This is a genomic window from Edaphobacter sp. 12200R-103 (assembly GCF_010093025.1).
Taxonomy (GTDB): Bacteria; Acidobacteriota; Terriglobia; order Terriglobales; family Acidobacteriaceae; genus Edaphobacter.
This window is the reverse complement of sequence record NZ_CP048114.1, coordinates 2,317,684-2,331,862: the sequence shown is the minus strand read 5'-3', so window position 1 is coordinate 2,331,862 and position 14,179 is coordinate 2,317,684. Positions and strand designations below refer to the sequence as shown.

At 58.3% G+C, this 14,179-nt stretch carries 17 protein-coding genes and 1 tRNA gene; 6 read left to right on the top strand and 12 right to left on the bottom strand.

Features of this window, described 5'->3' with window-relative positions:
• Window positions 1–138: 138 nt before the first annotated feature.
• A tRNA-Arg gene (locus GWR55_RS09710) sits at window positions 139–215 on the bottom strand.
• Between the two features lie 114 nt (window positions 216–329).
• Between GWR55_RS09710 and GWR55_RS09705 the strand changes: the two genes are divergently transcribed.
• Window positions 330–845 (top strand): DUF2911 domain-containing protein, encoded by a 516-nt coding sequence (locus GWR55_RS09705; protein WP_162402093.1) that lies wholly within the window; start codon window positions 330–332, stop codon window positions 843–845.
• Between the two features lie 225 nt (window positions 846–1,070).
• On the opposite strand, the gene GWR55_RS09700 is transcribed toward GWR55_RS09705, so the two are convergent.
• The 8 genes from GWR55_RS09700 to gcvT form a co-directional block, all read right to left on the bottom strand.
• Window positions 1,071–1,787 carry a hypothetical protein gene (locus tag GWR55_RS09700; RefSeq protein ID WP_162402092.1) on the bottom strand — a complete coding sequence of 239 codons (717 nt, stop codon included), beginning with the start codon at window positions 1,785–1,787 and terminating at the stop codon, window positions 1,071–1,073.
• Between the two features lie 26 nt (window positions 1,788–1,813).
• A complete protein-coding gene (locus GWR55_RS09695) occupies window positions 1,814–2,095 on the bottom strand; it encodes a hypothetical protein (RefSeq protein ID WP_238398311.1) in 282 nt (93 codons plus the stop codon).
• Entirely contained in the window at window positions 2,095–3,654 is a 1,560-nt protein-coding gene (gene gcvPB / locus GWR55_RS09690; protein ID WP_162402091.1) for an aminomethyl-transferring glycine dehydrogenase subunit GcvPB, read from the bottom strand. Before gcvPB ends, GWR55_RS09695 begins: the two co-directional genes overlap by 1 nt.
• Window positions 3,655–3,756: 102 nt before the next feature.
• Complete coding sequence (locus GWR55_RS09685) at window positions 3,757–4,101, bottom strand: hypothetical protein (RefSeq protein ID WP_162402090.1); 345 nt, start codon at window positions 4,099–4,101, stop codon at window positions 3,757–3,759.
• A gap of 1 nt (window position 4,102) precedes the next feature.
• Entirely contained in the window at window positions 4,103–5,428 is a 1,326-nt protein-coding gene (gene gcvPA / locus GWR55_RS09680) for an aminomethyl-transferring glycine dehydrogenase subunit GcvPA (RefSeq protein ID WP_162402089.1), read from the bottom strand.
• 3 nt (window positions 5,429–5,431) lie between these two features.
• Entirely contained in the window at window positions 5,432–5,821 is a 390-nt protein-coding gene (gene gcvH / locus GWR55_RS09675) for a glycine cleavage system protein GcvH (protein ID WP_162402088.1), read from the bottom strand.
• A 67-nt stretch (window positions 5,822–5,888) separates the two neighbouring features.
• Entirely contained in the window at window positions 5,889–6,179 is a 291-nt protein-coding gene (locus tag GWR55_RS09670) for a muconolactone Delta-isomerase family protein (protein ID WP_162402087.1), read from the bottom strand.
• Window positions 6,180–6,333: 154 nt separating this feature from the next.
• Complete coding sequence (gene gcvT, locus GWR55_RS09665; protein ID WP_162402086.1) at window positions 6,334–7,491, bottom strand: glycine cleavage system aminomethyltransferase GcvT; 1,158 nt, start codon at window positions 7,489–7,491, stop codon at window positions 6,334–6,336.
• A gap of 114 nt (window positions 7,492–7,605) precedes the next feature.
• Here gcvT and GWR55_RS09660 point away from each other — a divergent pair, with 114 nt between their 5' ends.
• Window positions 7,606–8,256, top strand: a complete 651-nt coding sequence (locus tag GWR55_RS09660) for a hypothetical protein (protein ID WP_162402085.1) — start codon at window positions 7,606–7,608, stop codon at window positions 8,254–8,256.
• A gap of 8 nt (window positions 8,257–8,264) precedes the next feature.
• Here GWR55_RS09660 and GWR55_RS09655 read toward each other — a convergent pair whose 3' ends face one another.
• Window positions 8,265–9,890: a methylmalonyl-CoA mutase gene (locus GWR55_RS09655; RefSeq protein WP_162402084.1), complete on the bottom strand. Its 1,626-nt coding sequence runs from the start codon at window positions 9,888–9,890 to the stop codon at window positions 8,265–8,267.
• A 52-nt stretch (window positions 9,891–9,942) separates the two neighbouring features.
• Here GWR55_RS09655 and GWR55_RS09650 point away from each other — a divergent pair, with 52 nt between their 5' ends.
• The gene (locus GWR55_RS09650; RefSeq protein ID WP_162402083.1) at window positions 9,943–10,470 is read left to right on the top strand and encodes a DUF2199 domain-containing protein; all 528 of its coding nucleotides are present in this window, start codon (window positions 9,943–9,945) and stop codon (window positions 10,468–10,470) included.
• Here GWR55_RS09650 and GWR55_RS09645 read toward each other — a convergent pair.
• Window positions 10,467–11,060 carry a hypothetical protein gene (locus tag GWR55_RS09645; RefSeq protein WP_162402082.1) on the bottom strand — a complete coding sequence of 198 codons (594 nt, stop codon included), beginning with the start codon at window positions 11,058–11,060 and terminating at the stop codon, window positions 10,467–10,469. The genes GWR55_RS09650 and GWR55_RS09645 overlap by 4 nt on opposite strands.
• Window positions 11,061–11,099: 39 nt before the next feature.
• Here GWR55_RS09645 and GWR55_RS09640 point away from each other — a divergent pair, with 39 nt between their 5' ends.
• From GWR55_RS09640 to glgC, 3 genes are all read left to right on the top strand, one after another.
• Window positions 11,100–11,246 (top strand): hypothetical protein, encoded by a 147-nt coding sequence (locus tag GWR55_RS09640; RefSeq protein WP_162400417.1) that lies wholly within the window; start codon window positions 11,100–11,102, stop codon window positions 11,244–11,246.
• A gap of 231 nt (window positions 11,247–11,477) precedes the next feature.
• Window positions 11,478–11,783, top strand: a complete 306-nt coding sequence (locus GWR55_RS09635; protein ID WP_162402081.1) for a hypothetical protein — start codon at window positions 11,478–11,480, stop codon at window positions 11,781–11,783.
• 214 nt (window positions 11,784–11,997) lie between these two features.
• Window positions 11,998–13,263 (top strand): glucose-1-phosphate adenylyltransferase, encoded by a 1,266-nt coding sequence (gene glgC / locus GWR55_RS09630; RefSeq protein WP_162402080.1) that lies wholly within the window; start codon window positions 11,998–12,000, stop codon window positions 13,261–13,263.
• 63 nt (window positions 13,264–13,326) lie between these two features.
• Here glgC and GWR55_RS09625 read toward each other — a convergent pair whose 3' ends face one another.
• Complete coding sequence (locus GWR55_RS09625; RefSeq protein WP_238398310.1) at window positions 13,327–14,070, bottom strand: hypothetical protein; 744 nt, start codon at window positions 14,068–14,070, stop codon at window positions 13,327–13,329.
• Between the last annotated feature and the right edge of the window lie 109 nt (window positions 14,071–14,179).

Below are 14,179 nucleotides of genomic sequence, written 5' to 3'. Positions count from 1 at the left end.
AAAAAAGAGAGGCTTCGAAAAGAAGCCTCTCTTTTTCGTTTGTCCGTAGAACTCCAGTTAGTGAGATCTCACGTTTGCGCTCCGAGCTTGCGAGGCCAAAAGAAACGCAGTTCAAAGCGAAACGTGTCGAAGGGAAAATGGTGCGCCCGAGAAGATTCGAACTTCTGACCTACAGCTTCGGAGGCTGCCGCTCTATCCAGCTGAGCTACGGGCGCGTACTTTAAGCGTAGCATGTCCGCCGCTGATTGACAGCGCTTGTTGCTTCAGTCCAGCATCGAAGGATGTCGCAACAGGATCACCTCAGCTCAACAAGGAAAGAGAGACAGATCATGCTTCGTCGCAGCCTTGCCGCATTCGCCTGTACAGCCCTGCTGGCCACTGCCAGCGTGGCCCAGATGCCCAGCCCCCCGGAGACCGCCACCGCCTCCCTGAACGGCAAGACGGTTACGGTGAAGTACGGCGCTCCTTCCATGCGTGGCCGCAAGATCATGGGTGAGTTGGTCCCTTACGGTCAGGTGTGGCGCACAGGAGCCAATGATGCCACCAGCTTCGTGACCAATGGGAGCATCAAGGTCGGAAGTACGACTGTACCCGCCGGAAACTACACCCTTTACACGCTTCCAAGCGCGGGCCAGTGGATGCTGATCATCAACAAGCAGACCGGCCAGTGGGGAACCAAATACGACCAGTCGCAGGATCTTGCCCGCATTCCCATGAAATCTGAAAGGCTTTCGTCGCCCCAGGAGAGGATGTCGATCTCCTTTGAGAAGACGCAGAGCAACTCGACCGAGCTGCATGTTAAGTGGGAGAACACGGACGAGTACGTCACGGTGACGGCGGAGTAGACAAGGATCTCTTCCAAATAGGCTGCAGATCGCTAGCGGCAAGGTGGAGTGCGACCCACAAGGTGAACCATTCCACGCCGAATAGCGGCTGCAGCCAGTGCATCGCAGGCAGCCATGCAGTTGCAGTTCCGATGAGAATCATAGCGAGATTAACCATCAGAATGGGTGAACTCCTCAGAGCTTTATCGGCGCCTTTCCCCCGGGACTCGGCGTAAAAATACGCGGTCAGATAGTGATAGAAACTCGCTGCGGCAATGTGGAAGATGTAGATGCCACCCGGAAAGACTCGCTCATGTATCTTCCATAGCTGGACCAAACCATAGTTTCGCCCAAAAGAAACAGAGTAAGCAGAGGTAGCAGAACCTCTCCTGCTGCAAGCAGTCGCCAACCGCCGAACACGAGTATGCCGATCGCGATTGCGCCGGAGCCTGCGAATACGATCAAAGCATTGCCGAGCGGTCCTACCTGAAACAGACACAAAGTAAACCAGGCGAATGCAGCTACTGGTGAGTAGTAAGCCGTGCGCGTCTCCCTGATCCCGGAGAAAAATACCTCTGCTTTAACAAAATGAGCGATGTTATACACCCACGCCAGCAGGCTGAAGATGGCCAGTCCTAGCCAGGCTCGTAAGCCGATCAGGAGAAAAAGCAGGATGCAGACTATTGCCCAGTAACCAATTCGAGAGACGCTGGAATAACGCCGACTGGCCAGCCACTGCCCACGCCAGGCATAGGTGAAGTGCGACCACCCCGCGAACACGGTGAGAGCGTAGAGATTCAATGTCTCAGTAGCGAGAGACCCTTCCCAAATATGTCTTGGCGGCAAAGGTACTAACCTCAGCGGGATGGAGTATCCAACGCCAAGCAAAAGGAACATAAGGCCGAGGGCCAAATAAGGACGGCTGGTTGTTTCTTGTTCAGCGGAAATGGAGGCAGAACTCATCGCAGTCGCTTGCGATTCTATCGAGCTTAAATATCGGCTGCTGCTCTTTCTTTTCGTAATTTTTCCATCACTGCCGAGACCAGCTCCTTTGCTCCATTCAGATTCACCATTACAGCCTGCAGATCGAGCGCCGGAACCTTCGGGTTTCGGTTGCTCGTACAGTAGACGCCATGCTGGCCTATCAGGATCAGCGCATCCGTCAGGCAATCCATTGTAGCGGCCAGACGACCGCGTGCCTCGCCCATCATGAACTCGTACTTCTCAAGCTCTGCTCGGCGGTCATCGCCTAAATAGCGGAAATCCGACACTACCACTCCTTCGCGGCAGAGTCCGGCATCAGCGCCGATGAATCTGCCGGCCCATTAGGGTTTGGCTTCCACCTCAGTACTGGCTTGCGAGCTGCCGTGGTCTCATCCAGTCGCCGAAGCCGTGTCGTATGAGGCGAGGTCGTCACGATCTCAGGATTCTCTTCGGCTTCACGCGCAATCTGCTTCAGCGCATCGATCAGCAGATCCAGCTCTTCGCGGCTTTCACTCTCCGTCGGCTCAATCATCATGGCGCCGGGAACAACCAGTGGGAAGGAGACCGTGTAGGCGTGGAAGCCGTAGTCGATCAAGCGCTTGCCCATATCGCCGGTCTTCACGCCGTTGCGCGCCTGTCGCCTGTCGGAGAAGACGACCTCGTGCAGGGAGGGAGCCTTATAGGGAAGTTCGAAGGTATCGCCCAGCTTCGCGCGAATATAGTTTGCGTTCAGCACGGCATCCTCGGTGGTCTGCCGCAGGCCATCCGGCCCATTGGCCAGGATGTACGCCAGTGCCCGCACGAACATTCCAAAGTTGCCATAGAACGCCCTAACGCGCCCGATGCTCTGCGGCCGATCGTAGTCGAGTGCCAGCGTCCCGTCGGGCTTGGTTGCGACGACCGGCGTTGGCAGGAACGGCTCCAGGATCTTCTTGCAGGCAACCGGACCGGATCCTGGGCCACCGCCTCCATGCGGAGTCGAGAAGGTCTTGTGCAGGTTCAGGTGCATCACGTCCACACCGAAGTCCCCGGGCCGCGTCTTGCCGACCAGCGCGTTCATATTCGCACCGTCCATGTAGAGCAGCGCGCCCTTGGCATGCAGGATGTCGGCGATCTTGTGGATCTCACTCTCGAAGACGCCGATGGTCGAGGGATTCGTCAGCATCAGCGCTGCGGTGTCTTCGTCTACCAGGCGCTCCAGCTCAGCGAGGTCGACCATCCCTTGAGCGTTCGACTTCAGGTTCGCCACCTGGTAGCCGCACACCGCAGCGGTCGCCGGATTCGTGCCGTGCGCCGAGTCAGGAATGAGCACCTTCTTGCGCGGATTTCCTTTCGCCTCGTGGTACGCACGAGCCAGCAGGATGCCGGTGAACTCGCCATGCGCTCCAGCCGCAGGCTGCAGGGTGATCGTGTCCATCCCGGTGATCTCGATCAGGCAATCGCTCAGCAGCTTCATGATGCCGAGCACACCCTGCGACAGCGACTCCGGCTGATAAGGATGCGCCTCGGCGATCCCCTCCAGCCGCGACACCAGCTCGTTTACCCGGGGGTTGTACTTCATCGTGCAACTGCCCAGCGGATACATGCCGAGATCGATCGCGTAGTTCCATGTCGAAAGCCGCGTGAAGTGCCTAACAATCTCGATCTCGCTCAGCTCCGGCATCACGCCAAGATCCTTGCGCACCGCATCGCCCAGCAGAGCAGCGGCATCGACAGCAGGAACGTCCAGTTCAGCCAGCCGATAGGCCTTCTTGCCCGGCGAAGACTTTTCAAACATCAGGTCTTCGTTCTGGTTGACGTGCGTCGTCACCTTCTTCGGCGTTCCGACAAATTTCGAATCACTCATTAATCCCTCACAGCAGCAAACCGTCCTACCTATGGCCGTCATCCTGAGCGGAGAGAAGAATCCCTGCATTCAGCTCGTGTCGCCACAACTCCAACCCAATGCCTAAAACTCTTCCAGATCCGCAACCAAACCCGTTGGCGAAAACGCTCCCGCCTGCGGCCCGTCCAGGTCCTCTTCCCGCAGCGAAAGCGCAATCACCGTGTCGTTCTCAAACTTCAACGTCAGCGAATCGCCTTCCTCCAATGTCGCGTCTTCCACCTTCTCTCCTATCAACGCGCAAAGAGCATTGCGATACTCCGGCTCGCCATACGCCAGCGAATACTCGCTGAACAGAAGATGCGGCCATGCGTAGAAGGTCAGGAGAGGCTCGTCAAAGCGAAGCTGCAGATAATCCTGCACAAACTCCACTGCATTCAGTTCTTCACCGGTGATTGCGGAGATATCCACGTTACTTCAGCGCCTCAGCCGCAGCGTCAATCTGCGCCTTCGTCGTCAACTCGGTAGCGCACCACAAACTTGCGTTCGGCCCAAGTTCCGGATACCACTTTGCCAACGGCAGTCCGCCAATAATCTTCTTCTCAAGCAGGGAAGCGTTGACCTCTTCCGCATCCTTACCAGCATCCAGCACAAACTCGTGGAAGCGCGGTGCACCCGCAAACAGTACCTTGCCTGCGTTGCCTAGAGTGTCAGCCGCATACTTCGCCTTTGCAAGGTTCTGCACGGCGAGATCTTTCAGGCCTTCCTTGCCGTACACCGTCAGGAACACCGTCGTCATCATCGCGACCAGTGCCTGATTGGTGCAGATGTTCGAAGTCGCCTTCTCGCGGCGGATATGTTGCTCGCGCGTCGAGAGTGTCAGGACGAATCCGCGCTTGCCATCCATATCCTTCGTCTCACCGACGATACGTCCCGGCATCTGCCGCAGAAACTTTTCCTTGCACGCAATCACGCCGCAGAACGGCCCGCCATAACTCGGCGCCACACCAAAGCTCTGGGCCTCCAGCGAGACAATGTCCGCCTCAGCCGGTGGCTTCACAATTCCCAGCGATACAGCCTCCGCAATCGAGACGATCAGCATCGCGCCCTTCTTATGCGTAATGTCCGCAATCGTCGCAACATCTTCGATGGATCCGAAGAAGTTCGGCGACTGGATGAGCACGCAAGCCGTGTTGTCGTTGATCGCAGCGTCCAGCGCCGCCAGATCCACACGGCCATTCTCTGCATAGCCAACTTCAGCCAGCGGGATCTCCTGGTGCTGCGCATACGTCGCCACAACTTCGCGATACTCCGGGTGCACTGTACGCGCAATCACCGCCTCATCGCGCCCGGTGACGCGCACCGCCATCATGATGGCCTCGGCGGCGCCGGTCGAGCCGTCATACATCGACGCGTTCGCGATCTCCATGCCCGTCAGCTCGCAGATCATCGTCTGGAACTCGAACATTGCCTGCAGGGTGCCCTGCGAGATCTCCGGCTGATAAGGCGTGTAGCTGGTCAGAAACTCACCGCGCGACACAACCGTATCGATCAGCACCGGCCGATAGTGCCGGTACACACCCGCACCCAGAAAGCTCGCATAGGCGCTTGCGTTCTGGCTGGCAAACTCGCGGAACCTGTCGATGATCTCCGACTCGCCATGCTGGCGGGGAATCGCGAGATCACGCTTCAGCTGGTACTCCGCCGGAATCGTCGCAAAGAGATCGTCGATGGAGCCGACGCCAATCTCGGCGAGCATCTCCTTGCGGTCCGCCGGGGACTTCGGAAGATAGCGCATGCCTTAGTGTCCGGTCTCTTCGCTGACAAACTTTTCGTAATCGGCTGCCGACAGCAGGCTTTCCAGCTCCGAGGAATCGCCAAGCTCCACCTTCAGCATCCACGTGGCATTCGCGTCCTGGTTGATCTTCTCGGGAGCATCCTTCAGCGACTCGTTCACCTCGGTCACCGTACCGGTCACGGGGGAGTAAAGGTCCGAGACGGCCTTGACTGACTCCACCGATCCGAAGATCTCTCCGGCCTTCAGCTCCGCGCCCACCTGGGGTAGGTCAACAAAGACAATATCGCCCAGCGAGCTCTGCGCATAGTCAGTGATGCCGACCGTGCCCTTCGCGCCATCGGCGCTGATCCACTCATGTTCCTTGGTGTACTTGTAATCCGCAGGATAGGACATAGATGTTTTGGGGGTCTCCGCTTCTATTGTAGTGTGTGCAGCGTGGAAAACAGTGGGGAAACGCCGGTCAGCGCGGGCCAAATCCCGGATAAGGCTCCAACTGCGTCACCAGCGGAAATCCAATCATGCCGAGCTTCCGTAGCGGGAGGCTTTCAATCGCCTCCAGGACCTCAGCCTCGCTCGCCACCTCCAGAACCAGTGCCGCGCCAGGCTTGTCCTTGCGCCGCCACGCGCTGCGCAGAACGCCTGCGGCATACAGCTCCCTCACCCGCTGGCCCTCTGCCTCAATCAGCTCCGGCTTCCACGCCTCGGCAGGGAACTTGTCTGTAAAACGCTCCGTCAAAACCAGAAACTGCATCGTCTCTCCTATGGTGTCACTTGGGTATGGTGCCAGTGCTTGTGCGGTGCCAGTGCTTGTGTCGCGGCTGACGCTGGTTCGGGGAAAGAGTGTCACCCTGAGCGAAGCGCAGCGAAGTCGAAGGATCTGCGGTTTGCCTGCACAGCCTCCAAACTCAACTCTGTTTCTTTGGCCGCTTATAGAACGGTGTCGGCACCACCTTCGCCTTCACCAGCTGCCCGCGAATCTCCACGGCGACCTCGGTATCAATCGCCGTAAACTCCACCGGAACAAAGGCCAGCGCGATGTTCTTCTTCAGGAATGGCGCCGGCGAGCCGCTGGTAATCTCGCCAATCCGCTTGCCGTCCAGCGAAAATACCGGATATCCATCCCGGCCAATGCCGCGCTCAACCATCTCCAGGCCAACCAGCTTCCGCTTCGGTCCGCCCTCTTCCTGAATCTTCACCAGGGCGTCGTGCCCTACGAAGTCGCCCTTGTCGAACTTGGCGTACCGCTCCAGCCCAGCCTCAAAGACATTGATCTCGTCAGAAATCTCGTGGCCATACAGGGCCATCGCAGCTTCCAGCCGTAGCGTGTTACGCGAGCCCAGGCCGCACGGCAGAATCCCGAACTCCTTGCCGGCTTCGAGCACCTCATTCCACACCCGCGCACTCGTCGGCTCGTCGGACGGGATGTAGATCTCGAACCCGTCTTCGCCCGTATATCCCGTGCGAGCGATCATCACGTTGTGCAGGCCGCAGACCTGTCCCCAGCTAAACCAGTAGTTCTTGATCTTGCTCAGGTCCACTGGCGTCAGCTTCTGCAGGGTCTCCTGCGCCTTCGGGCCCTGGATCGCAAGCTGCGTGTAGTAGTCGCTGAAGTCGTTCATGTGCACGCCCGGCATCCCGCCGATCACCTGCCGGATCCACTGCACATCCTTCTCGCGCGTTCCCGCGTTGATGACGATCAGATAATCGTTCTCCGACAGCTTGTGTACCACCACGTCATCGACAAACGTCCCGTTCGGGTACAGCATCGCGGAGTACTGCGCCTGGCCCACCTGCAGCTTCGAGGCATCGTTCATGCACAGCTTCTGGATCGCCGCCAGCGATCCCGGCCCGCGAAACTGAATATCGCCCATGTGCGAGACGTCGAAGACGCCCACGCCGGTCCGCACCGCCATATGCTCGGCCGTCAGCCCGCAGCAGTCTACCGGCATGTCCCAGCCGCCAAAATCCACCATTTTGGCCTTCGCGGCGCGATGGACAGCGTTCAGTGCAGTTTTTCGTAGGGGAGTTTGAAGTTCTGGCAAAGTTTTACCCTCTCGCTCCATCGTAGTTTCCCCGAAACTTCACGGTCAACGAATGGGGAGTTGCCAATAACGATTTCCTGTGGCATCTTTGCAGCAAATCCGACTTAACTGAGGCCTCTTTTGCAATCTGCTCCCTTGTCTGTCCTTTTCTCTGTCTTTTTCATACCTTTTGCCGGTTCAGCATACGCGCAGCACATCCCTGAGCCTATCCCCGGCGTACAAATCACCAATGGCAGTTATCCCTGGGCGGTGGATGTCTTCGAGGGCAAGCAGGAGCTGGTTCCTATTCATCACACGAACGTCGGCGTGAACAACCACAAGGGAGCCAATGTTGCAGGTTCTCTCGCCGGGAGTTTCCTCTACAAACCCAAGATGACGACTGAGATCGAGGGCGCCCACGCGCGCGTGGCGCTTCACTCTGACAACCCCGTCTTCTACATTCATCTCATGGAAGAGGATCCATCTGCGGACTCTTCGGAGAATATACTCGGTCCCTGGGCCCTGGTTCGGGCAAAGGTTGATAAAGATCACCGCGTTCTTTCGCAGGTTAAATTTACTCAACTCACTGGAAACGCAAAGCGGAGCGACTCCCAGATCGATGTCACTGTCGGAAAACTTTCCGACGGATGGTTCAGAATCACGCCCAAAGAAGCTCTTGCTCCCGGCGAATATGCGCTTCAGCCTATTCCAAGGGTCGCTAATACCTTTTCAACGGTTGTCTTCGACTTCACACTCGATCCAAATGCTCCGAACTCTCCAGAGGCCCGGCCTTCGCCGACCCCATAGACCGTTCGCTACACCACTACCGTCTCCCGGTACTCCCCAAACACCCCACGCAGCACATCCGCGATCTCCCCAACCGTGGCGTAGGCCTCTACCGCAGCCATAATCCGCGGCATCAGATTCTCGCCGCTGCGTGCAGCATCTTCTATACTTCGCAGGGCTGTGGCGTGTACTCCCACATCACGCCGTCCCCGCAGCTCTTTCAGCCGCTCCACCTGCCTGCGTTCCTGGGCTTCATCGATCCTCTGGATCGGGACCGCCTGTATCTCCTCGGTCACAAAGTCATTCACTCCCACAACGACGGCATTCTTCTCATCGACAGCGCGCTGGTAGGCATACGCCGCATTCTGAATCTCTCGCTGCACATATCCCTGCTCAATCGCGTGCAGCATCCCATAGTGGCCGCCCAGGTCGAATCGCTCGATCGCTGTCATGTACTGCTCGGCCCGGGCCTCGATCTCGTTGGTCAGGGTCTCCACATAGTACGAACCCGCGAGCGGATCCACCGTGTCAGCCACCCCACTCTCGTGCGCCAGTACCTGCTGGGTGCGGAGCGCGGTCCTCGCCGCCTGTTCTGTCGGCAGCGCCAGTGCCTCATCAAACCCGTTCGTGTGCAGAGACTGCGTCCCACCCAGCACCGCTGCCAGCGCCTGAACTGTCGTCCGCACGATATTGTTCTCCGGCTGCTGTGCCGTCAGAGTGGATCCCGCCGTCTGTGTGTGAAAGCGCAGCATCCAGCTCTTTGGGTTCGTTGCGCCGAAGTGTTCTCGCATCAGCCGCGCCCACATTCGGCGAGCAGCACGAAACTTTGCCACCTCCTCCAGCAGGTTGCTATGTGCGTTGAAGAAGAAGCTCAGGCGTGGAGCGAAGATATCGACCGCGAGGCCCGCGTCGATCGCCGCCTGAACGTAGGTCATTCCATTGGCCAGAGTAAAGGCCACCTCCTGCACCGCCGTACATCCTGCCTCGCGCATGTGGTAGCCCGAGATCGAGATCGTGTTCCACTCCGGAATCTCCCGGGCCGACCAGCCGAAGATGTCCGTTACCAGACGCATCGCATGTCTCACCGGATAGATATAGGTTCCCCGTGCGATGTACTCCTTCAGGATGTCGTTCTGGACTGTACCGCTGAGCTTCTTTGTATCCGCACCCTGCCGGCTGGCGACAGTGACGTAAAGCGCAAGCAGAATGGAGGCCGTCGCATTGATCGTCATTGAGGTCGAGATCTCGTCCAGCCGAATCCCGTCGAACAGCCGTTCCATATCCTCGATCGAATCGATCGCGACCCCGACCTTGCCCACCTCACCCAGCGCCATCGGCGAATCCGAGTCGTACCCGATCTGCGTCGGAAGATCGAACGCGACGCTCAGGCCTTTCGTCCCCTGCGATAGAAGAAACTTGTACCTGCGGTTCGATTCCTCAGCATCTCCCATCCCAGCATACTGGCGCATCGTCCACAGCCGGCCGCGATACATCGTCGGCTGAATTCCGCGCGTGAAGGGAAACGCTCCGGGGCTTCCCAACTCTCCGGCTGGGTCGAAACCTTCCAGCCGCTCCGGTTCGTAGACAACGTCCACGGGAATGCCGGAGCTTGTCTCGACTTTTCTCTGCGGCGGTCGTTTCGTGTCCTTTGACATGACGCCCAAGTGTACTCGTCTTCCCCACATTCTTTTATGGAACAATGAACCTATGGATGGAGAAGTCTTCGGTGGGTTTGTCTGCACGGTCTGCGGAGAGCGGCACGACGTTTTGCCTCTCAAATACAGCGTCAAGGCCCCTCAGGCCGTCCTTACAGTCCCGCAGGAACAGATCGAAGAGCGCGTCCTCCTCACGGCCGATCAGTGCGTCATCGACAACCAGCAATTCTTCCTCCGTGGCCGCATGCTGATTCCGGTTCACGGTGTCGATGCGCCTTTCGTCTGGGGAGTCTGGGCTGAGGTCAGCCCCAAAAATTTCATTCGCTCCAACGAGCTCTGGCACGTTCCCGGACGCGAACAGGAGCCTTCCTTCGCCGGCTGGCTCAACAATGATCTGTTCCTCTTTGGCGATACCATCAACCTTGAGCTGAACGTCCATACCCAGCCGGTTGGTGAGCGCCCGCGGTTTACCGCCGCCGACCCGAATCATCCTCTCGCCATTCAGCAGCGCGACGGCATCTCCATCGAAACCGTGCAGGATATCGCCGAGATGATTCTGCACCGGGGCGAGTCGCGCTAGTTTCGTTCTGTGGTGCGTTCTCTGCGTCGGGCTCGCAAAAAGCTGCTGACGCAGAAGTAAGTAAAGACCACGCCCATGATCGCCGCCATCAGGAAGTGGACGTGTGCATCATGACTGCCGGGTTTCTCATGGATGTATTCCCGCAGTTTCCAGGCTCCGCTCAGCGCATACAGCGCAAAGATGCCAAAGAAGACCCCTGTAAACTCCAGCCAGAGTACGCCGGAGAGCCGCACAAAGGGGCTCCATACAGCCTCGCCGAACCGCTTGCCCCCGCGAGCCACTCCTTCGGTCGCGCGGCGCGCCTGCTGCGCGGTCCGGGCTACCTGCTGGGTTGCCTGGGCTGCCGCCGGCCGGCTGGTCGTCGTACGCTGCGCACCTGCGCTCTGCGCCGGACGCGCCTGCGTTGTCGTCGAAGACGCACGCGGATTCGGTGAGGTTGCGGCGTCCACAGCCCCTACCAGCGTTTTTGCTGCCGCTCGCGCTCCTACCCCGAGCGCCCGGCCAAAGCGTACCGAATCCATACCGTTGAGTGTAGTCGTTCCTCTTCCCGCAGCAAAGATTCCCCATGCCATCAAACGCAGATCGGGCAACGCTGCATCCTAGCCGGAAGAAAAATTACGTGAGAGGGCATGATGAAGAAATTTCTCTATTTCACAGCAGGCGTCTGTGCCGCGGCTATTGGAATTATCGTCTGGGGGCCCCGCAGAACGGTTCCCATGGATGAGCTGGCCCACCGTCTCGAGGATGCCTGGGCCGATCATCATACCGTCGCCTGACCCTGGCTTTATGAAAAAACCGCGCGCAGAAACTGGCTTCTCCCCACTGGAGGAATCATCTCCATCATCCACTCCTGCACAGGGCAAACTCGTTGCGGCGCGCTTCCCGGTAGGCGTATTCTGTCCTCAACAGTCGTTCGTGGTACCCGCAATGCCGTTCCCGCAGTTCTTCTTCAGTCGGGAATACCCGATGCGAGGTCATGAGGTATTTCGAGCAATCCGGAGGCGGCATTGAATCAAAGAGTCAAACAGCTTATCCAGAAACTTGGTGAAGCCATCCACGAGACGGTCTCCGGATCAGAAGACATCGCCATCGTGGTCAAGGATATCCGCGACCAGGGCTTTGATGTCCTTCTCATGCTTGAGGCTACCATCGGCCTCAACGAGGTGGAGACGACCCCGGAGGAGACGGAGGAATCCGGCGAAGAGAGCGGCCCGTTCAGCTCCAGCGATGTGACCTTCCTAAGATCGCTTCGCATCAGCGTCAATGAGAAAGATGCCGCTGCGGATGCGGGCGAAGCGTCTTCCGCCAGCTAGCTCAAAACTCCGGCCCGGACCATCGAGTTTCCAGACAGAAGTGCCTGCGTCTCTCATGCGCAGGCACTTCTGTTTACACTGCCGTCATTCAATAAAAGCATTTAAAAGCGACGTGCAATGATAGACTCTCGTCTCCTCCCCTGGGGACGCGTTTTCGGTTTTGTGCATCCCACAAGCATGCTCCGCAAAGGGGCTGATAAGAGGTCGCTAGAAGATGAAAGATACGCTTGGTGTTCTGTTAGCCGGTGGTGCCGGGGAACGTCTCTTCCCGCTGACACGCGATCGCGCAAAGCCGGCTGTACCGTTTGCCGGTCAGTACCGCATCATCGACATCACCCTCTCCAACTGCATCAATTCTGACCTTCGCCGGGTGTACATCCTCACCCAGTACAAGGCGCTCTCCCTCAATCGCCACATCCGCGAGGGCTGGGGAACCCTCGCTTCCAATGAGCTGGGCGACTTTATCGAGATCCTGCCGCCTATGCAGCGCGTCTCCAAGTCCTGGTATCAGGGAACCGCGGACGCCGTCTACCAGAATATCTACTCCATCGGGTCCGAGCAGCCGAAGTACGTCCTCATCCTCTCCGGCGATCACATCTACAAGATGAATTACGCCCTCATGCTCCAACAGCACATCGACAGCGGGGCCGAGATCACCATCGCTACCCTCCCCATCAGTCCCAGCGAGGTCTCGTCCTTCGGCGTGGTCGAGGTGGCACGTAACGGTGAGGTCACCGGCTTTATCGAAAAGCCCAAGGAAACCAGCCTGCGATCGCCCTTCGATCCCGAAATGGTCGATGCTTCCATGGGCATCTATCTCTTCAACACCGACGTCCTTCTGCCGGAGCTGGTCAGAGACGCCGAGGATCCTCACTCCAAGCACGACTTCGGCCATAACATCCTGCCCAAGCTCCTGGGGCACTACCGCATGATGGCCTACAACTTCGTCGACGAGAATAAGCAGAAGGCGCTTTACTGGCGCGATGTGGGAACGCTTGAGGCCTATTACGAGGCCAACATGGACGTGGCCTCTGTTACGCCGACCTTTAACCTGTACGACAAGTCCTGGCCCATGCGCACCCGGCCTTATCAGTATCCCCCCGCCAAGTTCGTCTTTGGAGAGCCCGGCCGTACTGGCATGGCCATCAACTCCATCGTCTCGGCCGGTTCCATTGTCTCCGGAGCCGTCGTGCGCAACTCCGTCCTCTCGCAGGACGTTCGCGTCAACTCCTACGCCGATGTGGACTCGTCGGTGATCTTCTCGCACGTTAACATCGGCAGGCACTGTCGCATCCGCCACGCCATCATCGACCGAGACGTTCATATCCCCGACGGAACCGTCATCGGGTACGACCCTCAGGAAGACAAGAAGAACTATTTCGTCTCCTCGAGCGGACTCACCGTCGTTACCCGTGACTACTCCGTCTACGAGAACCCGGTCTCGCCCATGTTCCTGCAGAGCAATGGCGGAACTACCTAGTCGCAAAAAAGAAAAGGCCGCGTCCGGGGGCGAACCCTTGGACGCGGCCTTTCTTTTTGCGTCTTAGCGATGACCGAAGCGGTAGACGACGCCTCCGGAGATGCTGAAGAAGGTCCTCGTCTCCGTGCCGAAGTGCTCCAGGATCAGGTCAGGAGACAGCCGGATGGCCATGTTCTTCGAATGGTTGATATCGATGCTTGCGCCGACCGCCCCGATGGGTTTCGTCCTGTCGGTGTACAGTCCGATCAGCGGAAGATACTGCGGGGGGACCACGCCTGTGTCGTGGTTGAAAGCGCCATGGCCTACGCCGGCGAAGGCATGGTAGTTCAGCGCGGCGTACTGGTTCTTCGGCCCGCGATACTGCACTCCCAGCATTCCGATATTCAGCGAGACCAGAGGACGGCCAGAGATGTAAGGGGTCGGATTCACCGGGGTGGTTCCCCATTCTCCGCGATAATCTGCCGCAACTCCCCATTTGTGGGTAAGCCAGTAGGTACCCTGCAGTTCGACGCCGCCCAGGTTCATGCGCTCTGTCAGCGCCTGTCCCGCCTGGAAGTTCATAAAGCTGAAACCGCCATAGACATCGTACTTATTGTCATAGGTCACCGGCGCGATAAAGCCGACCTTGGGCTTCGGCTTCGGCGCCACCTGCGGTGTGTTCTGAACCTGTGCGTTTTGCGCTGTGGCCGCTCCGGTCGCCGCGGTCAACAATATGGCCAGGGTTCCCATCCATATGCGACGTCCCATCCGCCGCGCTCTCCTGCTCTCTTCGGGCAACACGAACTCCTCGGTCTTCTTCTCCAACATCTGCTCCTGCGTGTTTCGGTTACCTTTCAAAGATATAACGTCCGGCGCACCTATGCCTTTCCGGTGGCCCCGGAAAGCGCCAATTTCTGTTATCGCTGGTCGGAGACTT